Origin of the sequence: Candidatus Formimonas warabiya, from assembly GCF_002777255.1 — a bacterium.
Classification (GTDB): domain Bacteria; phylum Bacillota; class Dehalobacteriia; order Dehalobacteriales; family Dehalobacteriaceae; genus Formimonas; species Formimonas warabiya.
On the sequence record NZ_CP017634.1, the window covers coordinates 2336611 to 2353868 of the forward strand.

Consider the following 17258-nt stretch of genomic DNA (forward strand, 5'->3'; position numbering starts at 1 on the left):
TGTCCCTCCTTACTTGTTGGCATAGTAACGCATGAAGAGTTCTTCAAGGGTAGGAGGCGCGCTGTGCAGTGCTGTGACCCCATATTGGGCCAGATGTGCCATCACTGTACTTAACTGGGCATTGTCCACGCTCAAGCGGACACGTTTTCCCTCGGCCTCCAGGCTATGAACCCCTGGAAGCGCTGCCAAACCTTCGGCAGGAACAGCCGTTTCAGCGGCTATCGTCGTACTGGCGATATGCCGAAGCTCAGATAGTGTGCCCTGCTCCACAATCTTGCCTTCTTTGATGATGCTGATGCGGTCGCACAGTTTTTCTACCTCGGCCAATATATGGCTGGACAGAAAGACCGTCTTGCCCATTCTTTTGGCTTCACGGATACACTCCTGGAAGACCCCTTCCATGAGGGGATCAAGTCCGGATGTGGGTTCGTCAAGGATAAGCAGTTCCACATCTGAGACAAAAGCGGAAATAAGCATCACCTTTTGGCGGTTTCCCTTAGAATACGTCCGGCATTTCTTGGCCGGGTCCAGGTTAAACAGCTCCAGCAGTTCTCTGCGCCGTTTCATGCTAAAGCTGCCCCGCAAGCGGCCGAGTAGGTCGATCACTTCACCCCCGGTTAGATTCGGCCATAAGTTTACATCGCTGGGCACGTAAGCCAGTCGTTTGTGCAGCGCCACTGCATCCTGCCAGGGATCTCCCCCCAGCAGTGTTACATCGCCGCTGTTTTTGCGCAGGAGCCCGAGAAGGATCCGGATCGTGGTGGATTTGCCCGCACCGTTGGGCCCGATAAAACCAAACACTTCGCCCGGAGGTACTTCTAAATCAATACCGTCCAGAGCACGAAACTTGCCGTAATATTTTACAAGTTTACTGATCTTGATCACAGACATAATCATACCCCCTATTTGTATAAACATTTACGCAGCAAAGTGATATATGCATCGACCTCTTTAAGAAAACGCTCATATTCAGGCTCATAGTCGTCCAGTGTCTTTTCAGGGCTAACCTCCCTGTTAGCATATCCTTCCATGGTAAAGACTATGACGTCGATCGCCTTTTGGGGATCAATATCATCTCTCAAGAGAGAGATGTCTACATCGGAAAAAAGTTTTGGGTAAACAGCCTCCGAGAAGGCTGCCTTTCTCTTGTCAATGTCCCCGGCAACATCGCCGTTCTCGCCCAGATACACCGCAGTGATAAAGGCAAAAATTGCCGGGTACTTATGGACAAGATCGATTTTCAGCAGGATCACCTGGCGCCAACGCTCCAAAATATCCCGCTGTTCCAGGTTAATCAGGTTAAAAAACTCCCCTAAGATCATTTTTAAGGCATATTCATGCAAAAACAGGAAAAGATCTTTTTTGGTGCCGAAATAATGAAACAGCAATCCCTTTGATATGCCTGCCTCCCGGACGATGGCATCCGTTGAGGAATTTTTGTATCCCTTCGTGAACTCTTTCATGGCTGCATTTAGGATGCGATCACGTTTGTCCGCATCCACCGCCATGATTTTGTGCTCTTCTATCGCATTATCTTTTGTGTTCAATGAGAAATCACCCCGCTTAAATATATTGACCAGTATAGTCAATCATATTATACGTCAATTGACTCAACGAGTCAATAAATAGATGTAATTAAGATGTACGCCCATCCGGTGTACATCCTGGAATATTTTCTATGCCGTTATCCATAAACTTTCGCCTAATCACGACTAAATTTCTTTTTGCCTGGCTAAATAGCGTATCGTTTACTTAACGAGCCAGGATAAATATCCGTAGCCTTCCCGCGCCATATCTTCCTTGGGCACAAACCGCAAAGAGGCACTGTTGATGCAGTAGCGCAGCCCGCCGGACTCCTCCGGGCCGTCGGTAAACACATGCCCCAAATGGGCGTCTCCCACCCGGCTTCGGATCTCGGTTCGCCGCATGCCGTGGGAAGTATCGTTTTTTTCCCGTACCACATTGGGGGCGATCGGCTTGGAAAAGCTGGGCCAACCGCAGCCCGAGGCGAATTTATCCGTGGAGACAAACAGCGGCTCCCCTGTGGTAATATCCACATAAATACCCGGCCGGAAAGTATCCCAAAACTCATTGCGAAACGGCGGCTCGGTCCCGTTATGCTGTGTCACTTCATACTGGGTTGGGTTCAGGGTTTGACGCAGCTTTTCAGCGTCCGGCACGTGATAATCAACCGGGTTGATCACAGCTCCCGCCGCCTTCTCAAATTTGTCCTTGCCGATATGGCAATAGCCTCCCGGATTTTTATCCAGATAGTTTTGATGATATTCTTCCGCCGCCCAGAAATTCTCCAGAGCTTTTACCTCGATGACCACCGGCTTGGCAAAACGTTTCTGCACTTGGGCCAGGGAACGCTGAATCACGGGCAGGTCATTTTCATCCACATAATAGATCCCGGTGCGGTACTGCACACCCCTGTCTCCGCCCTGCCGGTTGAGGGAAAGCGGATCCACCGCTTCATAATACAATTCTAACAGAAATTCCAACGGCACAATTTGGGGATCATAGTCTACACGTACCGTTTCCGCATGTCCGGTATGCCGATAGCAGACATCTTCATAGCTAGGATGCTCAGTCTTGCCATTTGCATAGCCCACTTGCGTAGAGCGGACACCAGAAATGGAGGCCAAATACTTTTCCATCCCCCAAAAACAACCGCCGGCCAGATATATTTCCGCCATTGGGGCATTCCCCTTTATTCCTTTATTTCCCCAGCTTTACGCTAGGAGGATTATCCATCATTATCTCCCGATTTATCGGCTTTATCCCTGTTTCCTCCTAATGTTCCTTGCTCACAAAACTTGTCGTCATCCTGATTACAGGCAGAACATTTTCATCTTCATGTTCCACTCTGTCCATAATATCCAGTTTCAGATTCAGTCTTTGGTCTTCATCATAACCATGGGGCACCGCCAGATCGAAAACATAGTATATGCGGTATTTACCTGCCACAATGCGAAAATCGGCCAGTGAGACACAGGGCTCCAGAGACAGGACGATCCGCTCAATCATATCACGCTTTTCACGTACCGCTTCATCATTTACGAATAAAGGATCCATGTGGGTGACCAGATGGAGGTTGAATCTCTTTAAGGCTTCCTGTTCAATCTTGTCCGCAACTTCGTGGGCAGATTCAAAGCTCATCTCGCTGGGTATCTCCAGGTGAATTGTCCCCATATGATAGAGGGAGCCGTAATTATGCAGAACAAAATCATGGGTGCCCAGGACAGGTTCGAAAGATGTGGCAAGTCCATTGACCTTTTCATAGATTTCATTCTCCGCCGCCTCTCCGATCACCGGAGCAACGGTTTCTTTCAGTAAAAGCACTGCCGAATAAACAACGTAGCATGCGACTGCCACACCGACATAGCCGTCAATCTGGAATCCCGTAAATCTCTCAACAAGTACCGACATCAGAGCTGTGGCAGTGACAACGGCATCCCCCCGGGCATCCTGAGCACTTGCTTTAAGGATGGAGGAATTGATCAGTTTTGCCAAGCTTCTGTTGAATACAAACAGCCAGAGTTTCACCCCAAGGCACAGGAGGAGCAGGACAGCGGCCCACCAATAAAATTGCAGTTCTTCCGGGGCAAAAATTTTTTTCACGGAAGAGTAGCCCAGGCTGCACCCGATGGTAAATATCACAAGGGCAATGACCATTGAGGTAAGATATTCCACACGGCCATATCCGAAGGGACGATTTTCATCTGCCGGTTTGCTCGATATCTTCGTCCCGAAAAAACCGATAATCGAGGAAGCGGAGTCGGACAAGCTGTTAAAGGCATCGCTTAGAACGGAAATACTGCCTGTGACCAGGCCGGCGGTAATTTTTACGCCGAAAAGCAAAAGATTTAAGATGATGCCCACAACACTGGCCATCAAACTACAGTCAGTACGTACTTTTTTGTCCTCCATATTGTTCATGTTTTTGATAAAAATTTTTAGTAAAAGCTGGGTCATAACGGTGTCCACTCCTTAAGCAACATAGGTATTATTCTAAATCTAAATTCGTCGAGTGCGGCCAAATTCCTTTTCATGATTTTGACAATCCTGAGTATAATAAAAAGCTTTGTGGGCACGGGGATGGATGTTCTATCTTATTTGTTAATCTCTGGTATATATAATAAAATAAGCCTGTCCTTTTGCCCTGCCGATAAAGATTACAAACAAAATGAAAATTGGAAACAAATGGACATGATTGGGCAATAAGTCTGTAACGAAACTAAATTATATTATTAATAACTCAACTTTCCCACCGTCAATTTAGATTGATCTTTGAAAAATTCATATAGTAAACGCACATTAAAATAACAGAAAACCCCCTCGGAATGGTATAATTGAAGTCGACCAAAACCCAATAATACCAGCCGCTAGGAGGTTTCCCATGACCAGTATTATATCAGAAAAAACAAGTAGCGACCAGATGCTTAAGTCTCGTATTGATTGCTTTTTCACCCAGTTAAACCTTTCAAAAATGCTGCTTAAATGCAATTTCTACAAAGAGTCGGGTATCCACTGTACTACAATGCTGAAAGAATTATTTTCGCTGGTCTTTTACGGTAAAAATCTCTATCGAACCTTATCCCTACAAAGCGAAAATATATCTTTTAAGAAAAATACTGCTTATCGATTCCTTAACAACAGCCGTTTCAACTGGGAAAAGCTACTTCAACTGATAATGACACACCTAATATTGCTCATTGATCGGCTAACCGAACAGAATCGTCAATCCGTACTTATTTTTGATGACTCACTTTTTAGCCGTAATCGTAGTAAAAAGGTTGAGTTGCTGGCAAAAGTGTTTGACCACACCAGCCATAAATTCTGTAAAGGGTTCAGAATGTTAACTTTGGGCTGGTCCGACGGGAACACCTTTCTTCCTATTTCCTTCAAATTGTTAAGTTCAACTAAGGACGAAAATGTGCTTTGTGAGGCCAAGTCCATGGACAAACGGACTCTTGCTTACAAACGTCGGGATCAAGCTAGGCAGTCAACTCTTGATGTCATGCTTACCCTTCTTCGTGACGCTAAGGACATACCAGCAAAATTTGTGCTGTTTGATAGCTGGTTCACCATGCCCAAGACCGTGATCCGCGTAAAAAAAGAGCATCGTGATGTCATAGGCATGATCCGTATTACAGAAAAAGTCCATTATCAATACCAAGGTCAGTGGCAGAATGTCAAAGATATATACCAGAGGATTAAACTATCTGATTCTAAAAATATCATCGGTTCGGCTTGCATCAAACTTAGAGAAGATAAATCAGCACCTTCTGACGAATTTATTGATGCTAGAATTGTCTTTATAAAAGACCGCCGATCTGATAATTGGCTTGCCCTTCTTTGTACCGATCTTTCCGTTAGTGAGGAAGAAATCGTTCGAATCTATGGAAAGCGTTGGGATATAGAAGTTTTCTTCAAGGTTTGCAAGTCATATCTTTCCTTGGCTAAAGAGTACCAAGGCCGCAGTTACGACATGCAAGTGGCTACAACATCCATCGTATTCCTTAGATATGCCATGTTATCACAGGAAGCTAGAAACGCCACTGATGATAGAACGTTAGGTGATTTATTTTACTACCTTAGAGAAGAACTGGCAGACATAAAACTCTCGCAATCTCTAATGTTGCTGGTTAATACCCTTCGTCAAGTTCTAACTCAGTTACCTTTGCTCAGTCAGGAAATGGCTGACGAGATTATGAATACATTTTTGAATGCGATACCACATCCTTTAAAACAAAAATTATTGTTGTGTGCGTAACTATATAGATTTTTCAAAGATCAATCAGATATTAACAGCTGGGAAAGTTGTGTTAATAAAACTTATTTTTCAAAGGAGGATATTTTATGAAAAGGCAAATCGGAAATAGTTTGTGGAGTTTGTTGATAGTATTTGTTTTGATGGCAGTCATGTGTTTGGGTGTTCCGACAGTTTTTGCTGATGGGGGGGAAAACATTGCAGAAGATCAAATTGTCAATGACCAAGAAGAAAATGCAGACATAGATGCAATTGACGATGAAAATGAAGATGTTGATGCTGATGAGGATGCTGATGTTAATGAAGATGTTGATGAAGATGAAAGTGTTAATGAAGATGTTTATGAAGATGAAAATGAAGATGTTGATATAGACGAAATTGATATATATGCAGAAGCAAGTGGGTGGGCTGTGGAAGAAATAAAAAAGGCAGCAGAATATAATCTACTTAGTGAAAAAGTCATCGGAAATTATACCAATTATATTACCAAAGAAGAGTTTTCTGAATTAGCAGTAAGGCTGTATGAAGAGTTATCCGGTAAAACAGCTGAACTTCCGGAAGTCAATCCCTTTGTTGATACTGAAAATCCGGAGATATTAAAAGCCAATCTTTTAGGAATTGTTACAGGTGTAACTGAGACTGAATTTGCTCCCAATAATTTAGTTACGAGAGAGCAAATTGCAACAATGTTTTATAGGACAATACAACTTGCTGATCCTGATTTAATTGATGGACAATACGAAGTTACATTTGAAGATAAGGAAGAGCTTTCCGTATCTTCGCTGGAAGCAGTGGGTTTCATGAATAATAAAGGCATATTGACTGGTGTAGGAAATAATGAAGTAGATCCAAAAGGAAACGCTACAAGAGAACAAGGGATTGTTTTGGTCAAGCGAGCATTTGAAACATTTAAACAACAATAATATTTTTTGAGTATCTCCATACTTGTTTGAAAAAAGGCCCAACATGGATCTTAGTGATAAGGCCGACATAAATACTTTGCTCCCGTGGCCGGACTCCATTCCCGGCCACTGCCGGATGCGTAAATAATTGGCTACTAAAGAACCCACCTTATTTCAAGGTGGGTTCTGTTGGTAATTATGCCTGCGGAATAGTTCGGCTCAATAGATTTCAAATTAATCGGAAACCCTGCGTGCAATAGTTGCTGCAGGGTTTCCGGTTTTATGCTAAAGTTATACATGAATTATGAGTAAATATGAGGAGAATATTTATGGAAAAAATAAATTTGGCGTCAGAAAGACTTCCTATCCTTGCTTATCTGACAGTCTGCGTTATCTGGGGATCAACATACCTTGCCATCCGCATTGCCGTTTTTGATTTGCCCCCTTTCCTATCTGCCGGGGTCCGTTTTGTGATCGCGGGATTGATTATGTTGGCCTATGCCCGGCTCAAAGGGCTGCCTTTCACCAACCGGGTCCAAATCGGCCGGCAATCAGTGGTTGGTCTCTTCCTGCTCTTGGGCGGTAATGGATTGGTGATGCTGGGCTCCCAATGGATCAGTTCCAGCGTGGCCGCCTTGCTCTTTGCCACGGTTCCTTTATTTATGGCTGCTTTCGGACTAATTCTCCCGGGGGGAGAAAAGCTGAACTGGTCCGGATGGCTAGGGTTGTGCATCGGATTTGTCGGAGTGGCTTTATTGGTGTTTACGAGTCTGGAAAACCTGAAATTGCCCTTAAAAGGTTTAATCATTATCCTTGCCGGAGCCTTCTTCTGGGCTTCCGGTTCGGTCTACTCCAACAGAATCGGCAGCACCGGATCCGTTGAAATCAATCTCAGTATACAAATGCTGGCTGGCGGTGCAGGCTTGCTGCTGACCGGATTTTTGTTCGGTGAAGCCGGACACCTTTCCCTTACGTCGCAAGGTGTTCTGGCCATACTTTACCTGATATTTTTCGGCTCTCTTCTGGGGTACAGTGCTTATATTTACCTCCTTAATGTCTGGCCGGCAGCACGGGTAGGCACCTATGCATACATAAACCCGGCGGTGGCCATGTTTTTAGGCAGCCTGATCCTCCACGAGCCGATTACAGCCTTTGTTGTCCTCGGCACCTTCGTCATTTTGGCAGGTGTTTTTCTCGTGCAGTATTCCGCTAGAAAGAGAAATACGGCTCCGGTTTCACAAATTCCCTCTCAAACCTCCCATTAGTAAAGAAAATTTTGTTCAAAATTAATTTATTTCAAGAAGGAATTTGAGCCTGTTCCGCGAATTTCTTATTAGTAATAATTACTATTATTATAAAGGAGCGATGTACGATGCTAAATTGTGCCAAGTGCGGTCAAGAAATTGAAGATCATGAAAGTTATGCGGTAAACGGAGAAAAATTATGTGAAGAATGCGCCATCGCCAAAGAAAGCCGGCAGAACCCCTCCAAACCTTGCGGGAACGGGTCCGGCCAATAGTTGGCCTGCCCTCTGATCATGGAAGGGATTGCCCCGGTGCTCATCTTTTCTGATCGACGGTCTGTTCAATCCCATACCCCTCTTTCTGTGCCCTGCCGATCCCCTCGGCAGGGCATTTTTGCTGCTCAGGCTGCACCCGGCACACTATTTTGATTGTTAATATGGGGTTATTTTTGAGTTAAATTATGCTGCGGCTTATTGTTTCCAAACAATTTACCATGCTACAATGATCCCGTGAAAAATTTACGTAATGGAGTTGTGAAAAAATGAAGACAAACACAAATGTGCTGAAAGAAAAAGTCAGCGCAGACCTGAACATGAGAAAAATCCTTTTTGAGACCTGCCTGACCAAAAAAGAGGCCTGGAATTCAAAAATCCAGGTAGAAATCGCCCTGGATAAGTCCGGCTCTATGCCCTCCCTGTATAAAAACGGCACGATGCAAACCATCGTGGAAATGCTGCTGCCCTTTGCCCTGATCTTTAACGAAAACAAGACCTTGCCTGTAAGTACATTTTCCGACGGCATCCAAAGCCAAGCCCCGGTTTCGGAAAGCAATTTATACAATTACATCATTGACGAAATCATCACGAAACACCCCTTCCCTTTATGCGGCGGTCGGAATTTCTTCCCCGTGATGAATCGCATTCTTGCCAACCACCTGGAAGAAAACAAGGCCAATGGTTCCCGGTTGGTCTTTCTTATCACCAACGGCGATGGCTATGACCCGGAAAAATACCGCCCGTTACTTCAAGAAAGCGCCAAGTTCAATCTATATTGGCAGTTTATTGCTTTAGAATGCAGCCTGCAGCGGGATTTTCTCCCTCAAAACCCCTTTTCCCAGCAGTGCGCCGACAATACCGGTTTCTTAGGCATTTCTCTCAATAGTTCTCTTTTTCATGAAAGATTGTACGATCTTTTGCTGAATAAATACCTGCTCTGGGAAAAAGAAGCAAAAATAAAAGGGATTATTCCCCGGACCTCCTGTGTCGCATAATAAGAAAGTCAAATCAGGCGGTAATTTTCCCATGCTTGCCAAGGAGCTACACCTTTTTCACAATGGCGATGATACAGGAAAGCACAATCAGCCCGCCCCCGATCAACCCGGAAAAAAGGATTGTCTCGTGCAGAAAAACAGCTGCCAAAACCAAGGTGCAAATGGGATCTGCCAGAAGAATGATGCCCACACTCTCCGGGCTGGCGGTTTTCTGGGCTTTTGTCTGAAACAAGGTTGCTGCCCCGGTCCCAAATACACCCATGACCAGCAGGGGCAGTAAATTGGCCTGAACAGCGCCCAGATGGAAACCCTCCAGGAAAAAAGCCCCGCAAAACGCGGCAACCGCGAGTACGGCAACCTGAATAAACGAAAGAACATAATCATCTTTATCCCGGCCAAACCGATCCAGACAAATGGTATAGACGCTGTAAGCCACGGCACAGAAAAAAGCAAGCAAATCACCGAAATTAAAGCTTCCCCCGTTGATTCCGGAAATAAATTTCAAACCCACCAGGGAAATAAGCACGCTGGTCACCACCCACTTGGACGGCAGCCTCTTTTTCAGTACCGCTTCGGCGGCAGGAACGAATAACACATTCAGTGCCATGAGAAATCCTGCTTTGGACGCACTGGTATATTTCAAAGAAGCAATCCCCAGATAATAAGCGAAAAAAACAATCAGCCCCAGTAATAGACCTGTCTTTAAATCTTCCCGTCCCATTTTTAAAATTTTGCGCGGGGAAGCCAGAAACAAAATCAACGTAGCGATGGCCGCCCGCACCATTAAAATATGGCCCGGAGGCAGGGCGCTGATACATACTTTGCTCAAAACCGTACTAAGCCCCCAGCTAAAAGCGGTCAGAAAAAGGAGCGTATAGGCCAGGGCCTGGCCGCTGTCCACCTTATTTGGTTGTTGCAGTACTGTCAATTCTTCGTTCATATTTCACCCCAAAAAAGACTTCCCCTTCAGTATATTCCTTTTCCTTCCTCTGAATCAAGGCTTAATTCCCGGCATAGTTCTCTCCCGGTTTTTATGATATAATAAAAGGGTATAAGAAAAAATAACCGGGAATAATCCCGGTTATAAAATTGTAAGGAGTTACCTGTGAATCGATACGCTGCCGTTAAACACTATCTTTTTGCTTTTATGCTGATTATGGCTGCCGTTTACGAAGCAGGGGGAATTATTGACCCTGTTGAGCGCCTGGCATTGTTGAAAAATCCCGGTTTGCTTTCCCAGCACCCAGGGATTCAGCTCATGAATATCTTTTACCTGATTGGCTTGTTCTTCATGTTATTCAGGCATCGGCCCATTGCTTTCGCCCTTTTTTTCCTCAGTCTGGTACAGGGTCTGGGACCTCAGACATCCCAGCGCATATTTATTGATGCCGCCCTTTGTTTTCTCCTCTTAATTACCGTTCTCTCCCATGAAGTAATCGGGTACCAAAAGAATATCAGGCATGCCTCGTCGGAATCAGAAGACTGAATATGAAAAAGGAATTATCGATGGAGATAATTCCTAAATTTTTTTATTGCCTGTACTGGGGTTCCTGTTGCTCGATATATTTCTGACGTTGCTGCAAGGTGCCTACGGCAGTATCCAGGGTTTTTGCCAATTGCTCAAAAGTTTGTTTGGCCTGAACATCCTGAGTTTCCAAGGCAAAGGTCTTCATACTGGCGGCTGCGCTCTGGACACTGGCGATGGCCTGCTGCATTTGGGTTCCTACGGTCATGAACCTCACCCCCTTTCCTAAAAATAAGAATTAGCCTTTAGGGCGGAAAATTAAGGCCCCCATAAAACCGAAAATGATCGCCGCAGAAATTCCCGCGCTGGTTACTTCGAAGATTCCGGTAAGCACCCCGATAATCCCCGTGTTTTGAGCTTCCAAGAGAGCCCCTTTGACCAGAGAATTGCCAAAGCTGACAATGGGTACGGAGGCGCCCGCCCCGGCGAACTTTACCAGGGGATCGTAGAGGCCTAACCCGCCCAAAATACTGCCGATCACGACCAAAGTGCTCATGGTATGGGCGGGGGTAAGCCGGAAAACATCCATCATAATTTGTCCTACGACACAAATACCTCCGCCGATGATAAAAGCCCAAATAAATTTCTCCATCAAGAGGCCTTCCTCCTACTCACTTTCTATGGATACCGCATGGGCAATACAGGGAATGCTTTCCTTCTGCTGGTAAGACAGGGGAGAGAGCAGCGCCCCGGTGGCAATGACTAAAATTCTTTTTAATTCTCCCCGGCCCATCCGTTTCAAAAAGTGCCCGTAGGTCACGGTGGCGGAACAGGCGCAACCGCTGCCTCCGGCCATGACCGGTTGATCGTTTTTATAAATCAGAATCCCGCAATCCGTAAATATCTCCGGGGGAATGTCAAGGCCGTGTTTGCTTAACAAATCTCCCGCGATGCGATGGCCAACTCTACCCAAGTCACCGGTGGCAATCAGGTCATAATAGTCAGGGGAAAGATGCCGGTCCCGGAAATGGGCTTCTATGGTGTCAACTGCTGCCGGCGCCATGGCGACGCCCATATTAAAGGGGTCGGAAATTCCCATATCCACCACCCGGCCAATGGTGGCCGAGGTGACCCTGGGACCGATACCCTTTTGGCCCAGTAGCGCTGCTCCCGCCCCGGTAACCGTCCACTGTGCGGTAGGCGGCTTTTGAGCCCCATATTCTGTGGGGTAGCGGTACTGCTTCTCTGCCGCTGCATTATGGCTGGAAGTCCCCACGAGCACATGATCGCCGCACCGGCTGTCCACAATCAAAGAGGCCAGGGACAATCCTTCCATGGCGCTGGAACAGGCTCCGTAGACACCTAAAAAAGGGACGGCCAGGGTCCGGGCCACAAAACTGCTGGAAATGATTTGATTCATCAAATCGCCGGCCAGAAAAAACTGGATATCCTCTTTTTTTAATGCCGCTTTATGGATGGTCTGTTCGCAGGCTTGCTCCAAGAGGGTTTTCTCCGCTTTTTCGAAACTGGTCTGACCTAACCAAATATCATCATGGAGGATATCAAAATCGTCGGCCAGACTTCCTTGGGCTTCAAAGGGTCCGCCCACCGCCGCTGAGGCGAGAATCACCGGTCTGGATTTAAATACCCACGTACAATGTCCCTGAATCATGTCACATGCCACCTAGCGCTTGAATTGTTAGTTTGATGATGGCCACCACGAAGGCGGAAAAAACACCATAGGCAATAACCGGCCCGGCAATTTTAAACATATTTCCTCCTACCCCCAGGACATATCCTTCGCTCCGGTGCTCGATGGCCGCGGAGGCGATGGTATTGGCAAATCCGGTCACAGGTACCGCGCTTCCGGCCCCGCCCCATTGGGCGATATGATCAAAAACGCCTAGTCCGGTCAATAAAACAGACAGCATGATGATTCCGGCCGTAGCAGGATTCCCTGCCGTTTCCCCGGTAAAATCAAAATAAGTAATAAAAAACCATTGTAAACCTTGACCGATGGTACAGATCAAGCCGCCGAGCAAAAAGGCCTTTACGCAGTTTACCAGGACAGGCCGCTTCGGCTCCCGGGCTTTGGCAAAAGCCTGGTATTCCTGCTGGGTGGGCGCTAACCTTTTCTTTTTTTTGTTGGACAAGACATCACCTTCTAGCGAAGCAGATAGGGTTCCAGCTTATCTTTAATTTCTTTTACCTTCCGGCTGTTCTTTAAGTACATTTCTTTGGCCGTGCTATTTTCTGTTTCCAAAGCAAAAGACATCAGATCCGACTGGCATTTTTCCAGGTTGGCATAGAGCAAATCCCGCACCTTGGGCTGGGCAAGCTGAATGGTATCATCAAACAGGTCCAGGTATAATTCCCCGAAGGTGTCTACCTGTCCGATAAATACGTTTTCCAAGGAGACTCCAACTTTTTTTAATTCTGTTTTCAGCCATTCCTGGTTTAAGCCGATCCGGGTTAAAGGTTCATGGAGCATGTTGCCGTCAAGGATTACGGTTTGAGGTGCTGTCCCCGGGGGAATTTTTCTGCCAAAATCTTTGGGAACAAGAGGCCTCTGATCAGATTTCAGTAAAACATTGATTTCACCTGTGTTTTCCATGAGGGCAAATTCCACATCACTGAGGCTAAACACATTTTTTGTGCGCAGAGACCTTAACAGTTCTTCTCCCGTAATACGCACTTTGGTTAAGTTTTCCTCCAAAACTTTTCCATGGCTGATTAATACCGTTTCCCTTCCATAAACCCAGTCGTGTACCCACTTACTTTTCATCGCGGCATAATCCATGAGAATGAAGAGGGACACCCAGATCCCCAGCGTAATCAGACCTAAAAACAGGTTGGGGATGATCCCCGAAGCGATGAGAGCCGTAGTGACTCCAATCACCAAAAAGCTGATAAATTGAAAAGGAGGAATTTCTACCATATTCCTCTTTCCCTTTAATCTGACCAAGAGCCAAACAATAAAAAACAGCAAACCAGTGCGCAATGCTGTCTCTATCCAATCTGCCATAAGCATCACCCAAAAAGTTATTGCCCCTTGTATTGGGGTTCTTCAAATTCCAGAATTCTTTTTCTTCCTTCCAGGTCCTCCACCACTTCATGCAGAGATCTTGCCGCATCGGCAAACACGTCTTTTATTTCTTGCCGGCTTGTTTGCACGGCATATATTTTCAAGGTGTTGGCAACTCCCTGGAGGGTATATAAGGTATCGTTTAATTTGGCATATGTCGTCATGCTTTGACCTCCCGGATGTTAATTTACACGAATTCTGAGATAATATACTTCCCAATTATTTCCCACAGAAAAGGTCAAAAGACTTTTGGGGATCCGGACAGACAGCATCCTGACCGCACCGGGTTGAAAGGACAAAAAATCCTCCCCGCAGGGAGGATCTGGAAAAAAATATACGCTTTTAATCATATCCAATCAGATAGGAATCCAGTTTGCGGAGCATCTCTTCCAGGCAACTGTTTACGATCTCATGAACCTTTTCTAGGGGAATCTCCACCAAAACGACATTTAGATAGAGACGGGGGTGAAAGAACAAAAAATCATGCCACCCCGGTGAGACCCTGTCTGTTATTTTACCCGGCATGGTACAACTGTACGCGGCAAAAACATCATTCTCTACAACCAAAACTTTCAGATGGCCGGGAATAATCCCCCGGATATTTAATCTCTGCCCTAATTCTTGCAATAAACCGGCAATGATCTGATAAAAGTCTTGTGCCGCTAAGGGTTGGTTCAGGTTAAGGGTCAGTTCTTTTGCCACAGCCTGATGAGGCACGATTAAACACCTCCCTGAGAAGAGGCTCTTCAATTTTTTTCAAGGCACACATCTTTAGAACCAGTGCTTTCCCGTTTATTTGTTTCACCCCTGTTAGAACCAGGCCTGCCTCCCTTTGATCAACCTCGTCAATTTTGTTGATCACCACCATGTCTGCTGCTCCAATCTGAGCAGCAATCAGTTCCGGGGTAATTTCACTAAGTTCCTGCCAGCGGGAAGCGTCCGCCAGAATGATGGTATAAGTGTGTTCAATTCCTTTCCCGTACTTGTTTAAGGTATCCAGAATGGCCCCCGGTTTGGCAATTCCTGTGGTTTCTATGATAATCCAGGCGGGATGAAACTCTTCTTCTATCCGGTTCACCGCTAAGGTCAATTCTCCTGTAAGCTGGCAGCAAATACACCCTCCAAACAATTCCCGTACCAAAAAACCTTCCAGGGAAAGGAATTTATCATCGATGCCCACCTCTCCCACTTCATTTTCAATTATGACCACCTGCTGCTGATCATGTTCCACCAGGTATTTGGCAAACTGCCTGATCAAAGAAGTCTTACCCGCGCCGAGAAATCCTCCTATGAGTAGAATCTTCATTCTTTTCACCTGCCAAATCCAAACATGGTCTGATTAAAGCCCGGTTTACTCATGTCTCTTCGAAAATACTCCATGGATAATACCTCTCCCGGTTTTAGAACCAAGAACTCCTCATCCCAGGGGCCGGTAAAGAGTTTCTTCAACAAGCGCAGGGAACCGGTTACCACCTGGTGCTGTAAGCCCATGCGCTGGGAAAAATCACAGGATTTTTTCAGGCATCCGTCCACCGCGTAAGCACCCGTGTCGATGAGAACCAGGCGCCGGTAATGTTCCATCATCACCTTCATCACCCGTTCCGCCTGAACCTGGCCATACCGGTCCAAACACCGTTCGTACTCCTTAATAATATTATTTTCATTTTCCAGCCAGCCCCGGGTCAAAAAGTAAGTGCCCATTTCCTGGGAAAGGCGCTCTCTGCTTTGATAGGATCCGAGCAGCAGGGAAATACAGTCATCTACCCGGGGAATGACCAGGGTAGCGTGATCGGAATAGAGGCCCAAAAGGGAATTTCCGCAATAACCATAAGCCAGGATGATTTTTTCTACATGGGAAATGCGATTGATCTGTTCCTGCAGCTTTGTCCGCAAAGTATCGGGAAAATTGTGCAGTCCTGATTCCACCCATAAAACAGGATGGCTCACACCGGTTTCCGCGATGGCTAAGTCTACTTCGTCACAAATGGTTTGACAGGCAACAATTACTATGCTCATCATTCACCTCAATCATCAGCTGCCTGATTTTGACAGGGCTGCTTTCTCATGAAAAATTTTCAGACATAATTCCGTGCCGGCAGAGCAATTCTTGACCCAGTAATGGGCTCCGGTATAACTGCATACCTGCTCATTGACCAGACCCCCGATAATCACTTTGGTCTTAGGGAAGAGAGAGCTTTTCTTCAACAAAAGGACCGTTTTCTTCATGGAATCATAGGCATCGGAAATTAAACCGGACATACAGAGAATGGGCGCCCCGGTTTCCTCCATTTTTTGCACAAACAACCTGGGGGGAATATTGACACCCAGATCCAGTACCCTTAACCCGAAATGCCGCATGGTGGCGATGGCGATGTTTTTGCCGATATCATGGATATCTTTTTCCACCGTGCCAAAAACCACTTGGGGATGGTCGGAAGGGATCCCCCCCTCCCGGTCGCCCAAAACAATTTCCTGAACATGCTTATAGATTTCCGCAGCCATAATTAAATCGGCCAAAAAGTATTTTCCTTGGTTATACATGGTGCCGACAAGTTCCAGACCCGTTCTCACATCCTCCAAAAGAACAAAGGGATCAATTCCTTTGGTAAAACCGTGCTGGACCAGGGAAAGCGTCTTCTCCTCATCAATTCCGGTCACAGCAGAGACAATCATTTTTTGAACCGTCCGCACAAAACCCACCAACTTTCTAAAAAGGATGAGATACTGCCGTCAGCGTAAAACGGTCCCCCCGGCAGATCATTTTTGACCAGCCGATGGGTTGATCGTTGGACGCATATATGATTTGTTCGACGCAGAGGGCGGGTAATCCTACTTTAGCTTCCAGCAGTTCCGCTTCTTCTTTCAACAAAATACTGGCAGAAACCTTAAAATTATTGCGCGCCGAGACCAGGTTTGTGTTTCGGGCGACCAAATCCGGGAAAGCGGCGTATTCCATTTCCCGTTCCAAAAGAGGCACTCCTTTTACATAAGGAAGAAAACGGGAATCAACAGCCACAGGACCTTCGTCGGCAAGCAAAAGACGTTTCATCTTTAAGATCCTGGTTCCCGGGGACACCGCCAATTTTGCGGAGATTTTCCGGTCCGCCGCAATCACGCCCACGTCCAGCAGCTTCACCTGCAAGGTTTTGCTTTCGCCCAAAAGATTGTTTTCTGAGAAGCGCAGCACCAGGGTATCCATGCGCGGGACGGTGACAAAACTGCCTTTGCCCTGAATCGATTCAATAAACCCTTCTTTCGCGAGCAAAGCCACGCCCTGGCGCACCGTCATCCGGCTCACCTGGTACTGCTTGGCAAGCTGGGATTCCGAAGGAATCACATCTCCTGGTTTCAGTTCACCTGATTCAATTTTTTGTTTCAGATCTTCCGCCAGCCGGTAATAGGCCGGAATAAACGAAGAAACGGATTTCATCAATCATAACACTCCTACCATAGAGATTTTTGAGACAGGGGACGGTTCTCTCTGTCGCAAAAGAACCGTACGCCAAGTGACGGAGA

The 17258-nt window shown here is 46.1% G+C and carries 22 protein-coding genes; 6 read left to right on the plus strand and 16 right to left on the minus strand.

Annotated features, from left to right (window positions below):
• Positions 1-9: 9 nt before the first annotated feature.
• The 4 genes from DCMF_RS10925 to DCMF_RS10940 form a co-directional block, all read right to left on the minus strand.
• Entirely contained in the window at positions 10-891 is an 882-nt protein-coding gene (locus DCMF_RS10925) for an ABC transporter ATP-binding protein (RefSeq protein ID WP_148134463.1), read from the minus strand.
• Positions 892-902: 11 nt separating this feature from the next.
• Positions 903-1547: a TetR/AcrR family transcriptional regulator gene (locus tag DCMF_RS10930; protein WP_148134464.1), complete on the minus strand. Its 645-nt coding sequence runs from the start codon at positions 1545-1547 to the stop codon at positions 903-905.
• A 201-nt stretch (positions 1548-1748) separates the two neighbouring features.
• On the minus strand, positions 1749-2699 hold the full coding sequence (gene msrB, locus DCMF_RS10935; RefSeq protein WP_148134465.1) for a peptide-methionine (R)-S-oxide reductase MsrB: 951 nt from the start codon (positions 2697-2699) through the stop codon (positions 1749-1751).
• A 97-nt stretch (positions 2700-2796) separates the two neighbouring features.
• Entirely contained in the window at positions 2797-3978 is a 1182-nt protein-coding gene (locus tag DCMF_RS10940; RefSeq protein WP_148134466.1) for a cation diffusion facilitator family transporter, read from the minus strand.
• A 424-nt stretch (positions 3979-4402) separates the two neighbouring features.
• Between DCMF_RS10940 and DCMF_RS10945 the strand changes: the two genes are divergently transcribed.
• From DCMF_RS10945 to DCMF_RS10960, 5 genes are all read left to right on the plus strand, one after another.
• Positions 4403-5779, plus strand: coding sequence for an IS4 family transposase (locus DCMF_RS10945; RefSeq protein ID WP_148134022.1), 1377 nt, complete (start codon positions 4403-4405; stop codon positions 5777-5779).
• 86 nt (positions 5780-5865) lie between these two features.
• Positions 5866-6699 (plus strand): S-layer homology domain-containing protein, encoded by an 834-nt coding sequence (locus DCMF_RS10950; protein ID WP_148134467.1) that lies wholly within the window; start codon positions 5866-5868, stop codon positions 6697-6699.
• A gap of 308 nt (positions 6700-7007) precedes the next feature.
• A complete protein-coding gene (locus DCMF_RS10955; protein ID WP_148134468.1) occupies positions 7008-7943 on the plus strand; it encodes an EamA family transporter in 936 nt (311 codons plus the stop codon).
• A 107-nt stretch (positions 7944-8050) separates the two neighbouring features.
• Positions 8051-8197, plus strand: a complete 147-nt coding sequence (locus DCMF_RS29195; protein WP_214659267.1) for a hypothetical protein — start codon at positions 8051-8053, stop codon at positions 8195-8197.
• Between the two features lie 266 nt (positions 8198-8463).
• Complete coding sequence (locus DCMF_RS10960; protein ID WP_148134469.1) at positions 8464-9192, plus strand: VWA domain-containing protein; 729 nt, start codon at positions 8464-8466, stop codon at positions 9190-9192.
• A 46-nt stretch (positions 9193-9238) separates the two neighbouring features.
• Here DCMF_RS10960 and DCMF_RS10965 read toward each other — a convergent pair whose 3' ends face one another.
• On the minus strand, positions 9239-10132 hold the full coding sequence (locus DCMF_RS10965; RefSeq protein ID WP_148134470.1) for a DMT family transporter: 894 nt from the start codon (positions 10130-10132) through the stop codon (positions 9239-9241).
• A 165-nt stretch (positions 10133-10297) separates the two neighbouring features.
• Between DCMF_RS10965 and DCMF_RS10970 the strand changes: the two genes are divergently transcribed.
• Entirely contained in the window at positions 10298-10678 is a 381-nt protein-coding gene (locus tag DCMF_RS10970) for a hypothetical protein (RefSeq protein ID WP_148134471.1), read from the plus strand.
• Between the two features lie 43 nt (positions 10679-10721).
• Here DCMF_RS10970 and DCMF_RS10975 read toward each other — a convergent pair whose 3' ends face one another.
• The 11 genes from DCMF_RS10975 to DCMF_RS11025 all read right to left on the minus strand — a co-directional run bounded on the left by DCMF_RS10975 (position 10722) and on the right by DCMF_RS11025 (position 17172).
• On the minus strand, positions 10722-10925 hold the full coding sequence (locus DCMF_RS10975) for a DUF1657 domain-containing protein (protein WP_148134472.1): 204 nt from the start codon (positions 10923-10925) through the stop codon (positions 10722-10724).
• A 30-nt stretch (positions 10926-10955) separates the two neighbouring features.
• Positions 10956-11309: a stage V sporulation protein AE gene (spoVAE, locus tag DCMF_RS10980; RefSeq protein WP_148137843.1), complete on the minus strand. Its 354-nt coding sequence runs from the start codon at positions 11307-11309 to the stop codon at positions 10956-10958.
• 15 nt (positions 11310-11324) lie between these two features.
• Positions 11325-12329, minus strand: coding sequence for a stage V sporulation protein AD (gene spoVAD, locus DCMF_RS10985; protein WP_148134473.1), 1005 nt, complete (start codon positions 12327-12329; stop codon positions 11325-11327).
• Between the two features lies 1 nt (position 12330).
• Positions 12331-12810: a stage V sporulation protein AC gene (gene spoVAC, locus DCMF_RS10990; protein WP_148134474.1), complete on the minus strand. Its 480-nt coding sequence runs from the start codon at positions 12808-12810 to the stop codon at positions 12331-12333.
• 11 nt (positions 12811-12821) lie between these two features.
• Positions 12822-13682 (minus strand): DUF421 domain-containing protein, encoded by an 861-nt coding sequence (locus DCMF_RS10995; protein ID WP_148134475.1) that lies wholly within the window; start codon positions 13680-13682, stop codon positions 12822-12824.
• A 17-nt stretch (positions 13683-13699) separates the two neighbouring features.
• Positions 13700-13906 carry a DUF1657 domain-containing protein gene (locus DCMF_RS11000; protein WP_148134476.1) on the minus strand — a complete coding sequence of 69 codons (207 nt, stop codon included), beginning with the start codon at positions 13904-13906 and terminating at the stop codon, positions 13700-13702.
• Between the two features lie 178 nt (positions 13907-14084).
• Entirely contained in the window at positions 14085-14459 is a 375-nt protein-coding gene (locus DCMF_RS11005) for a hypothetical protein (protein WP_148134477.1), read from the minus strand.
• The gene (locus tag DCMF_RS11010; protein ID WP_148134478.1) at positions 14422-15048 is read right to left on the minus strand and encodes a GTP-binding protein; all 627 of its coding nucleotides are present in this window, start codon (positions 15046-15048) and stop codon (positions 14422-14424) included. The genes DCMF_RS11005 and DCMF_RS11010 overlap by 38 nt, the downstream gene beginning before the upstream one ends.
• Before the next feature lie 5 nt (positions 15049-15053).
• The gene (locus tag DCMF_RS11015; protein ID WP_236860244.1) at positions 15054-15761 is read right to left on the minus strand and encodes a DUF1638 domain-containing protein; all 708 of its coding nucleotides are present in this window, start codon (positions 15759-15761) and stop codon (positions 15054-15056) included.
• A 12-nt stretch (positions 15762-15773) separates the two neighbouring features.
• Positions 15774-16433 (minus strand): cobalamin B12-binding domain-containing protein, encoded by a 660-nt coding sequence (locus DCMF_RS11020; protein ID WP_148134479.1) that lies wholly within the window; start codon positions 16431-16433, stop codon positions 15774-15776.
• Between the two features lie 16 nt (positions 16434-16449).
• Entirely contained in the window at positions 16450-17172 is a 723-nt protein-coding gene (locus tag DCMF_RS11025) for a GntR family transcriptional regulator (protein ID WP_236860324.1), read from the minus strand.
• Positions 17173-17258: the final 86 nt, after the last annotated feature.

Excerpts from the sequence above, each read along its gene's own strand:
- DCMF_RS29195 (WP_214659267.1), top strand. The coding sequence starts at position 8,051 with ATGCTAAATTGTGCCAAGTGCGGTCAAGAAATTGAAGATCATGAAAGT.
- DCMF_RS10960 (WP_148134469.1), top strand. The coding sequence starts at position 8,464 with ATGAAGACAAACACAAATGTGCTGAAAGAAAAAGTCAGCGCAGACCTG.
- DCMF_RS11015 (WP_236860244.1), bottom strand. The coding sequence starts at position 15,761 with ATGATGAGCATAGTAATTGTTGCCTGTCAAACCATTTGTGACGAAGTA.
- DCMF_RS10925 (WP_148134463.1), bottom strand. The coding sequence starts at position 891 with ATGTCTGTGATCAAGATCAGTAAACTTGTAAAATATTACGGCAAGTTT.
- DCMF_RS10975 (WP_148134472.1), bottom strand. The coding sequence starts at position 10,925 with ATGACCGTAGGAACCCAAATGCAGCAGGCCATCGCCAGTGTCCAGAGC.
- msrB (WP_148134465.1), bottom strand. The coding sequence starts at position 2,699 with ATGGCGGAAATATATCTGGCCGGCGGTTGTTTTTGGGGGATGGAAAAG.
- DCMF_RS10940 (WP_148134466.1), bottom strand. The coding sequence starts at position 3,978 with ATGACCCAGCTTTTACTAAAAATTTTTATCAAAAACATGAACAATATG.
- spoVAE (WP_148137843.1), bottom strand. The coding sequence starts at position 11,309 with ATGGAGAAATTTATTTGGGCTTTTATCATCGGCGGAGGTATTTGTGTC.
- DCMF_RS10955 (WP_148134468.1), top strand. The coding sequence starts at position 7,008 with ATGGAAAAAATAAATTTGGCGTCAGAAAGACTTCCTATCCTTGCTTAT.
- DCMF_RS10950 (WP_148134467.1), top strand. The coding sequence starts at position 5,866 with ATGAAAAGGCAAATCGGAAATAGTTTGTGGAGTTTGTTGATAGTATTT.
- DCMF_RS11000 (WP_148134476.1), bottom strand. The coding sequence starts at position 13,906 with ATGACGACATATGCCAAATTAAACGATACCTTATATACCCTCCAGGGA.
- DCMF_RS10995 (WP_148134475.1), bottom strand. The coding sequence starts at position 13,682 with ATGGCAGATTGGATAGAGACAGCATTGCGCACTGGTTTGCTGTTTTTT.
- DCMF_RS10965 (WP_148134470.1), bottom strand. The coding sequence starts at position 10,132 with ATGAACGAAGAATTGACAGTACTGCAACAACCAAATAAGGTGGACAGC.
- DCMF_RS10945 (WP_148134022.1), top strand. The coding sequence starts at position 4,403 with ATGACCAGTATTATATCAGAAAAAACAAGTAGCGACCAGATGCTTAAG.
- spoVAD (WP_148134473.1), bottom strand. The coding sequence starts at position 12,329 with ATGATTCAGGGACATTGTACGTGGGTATTTAAATCCAGACCGGTGATT.
- DCMF_RS11010 (WP_148134478.1), bottom strand. The coding sequence starts at position 15,048 with ATGAAGATTCTACTCATAGGAGGATTTCTCGGCGCGGGTAAGACTTCT.
- DCMF_RS11025 (WP_236860324.1), bottom strand. The coding sequence starts at position 17,172 with ATGAAATCCGTTTCTTCGTTTATTCCGGCCTATTACCGGCTGGCGGAA.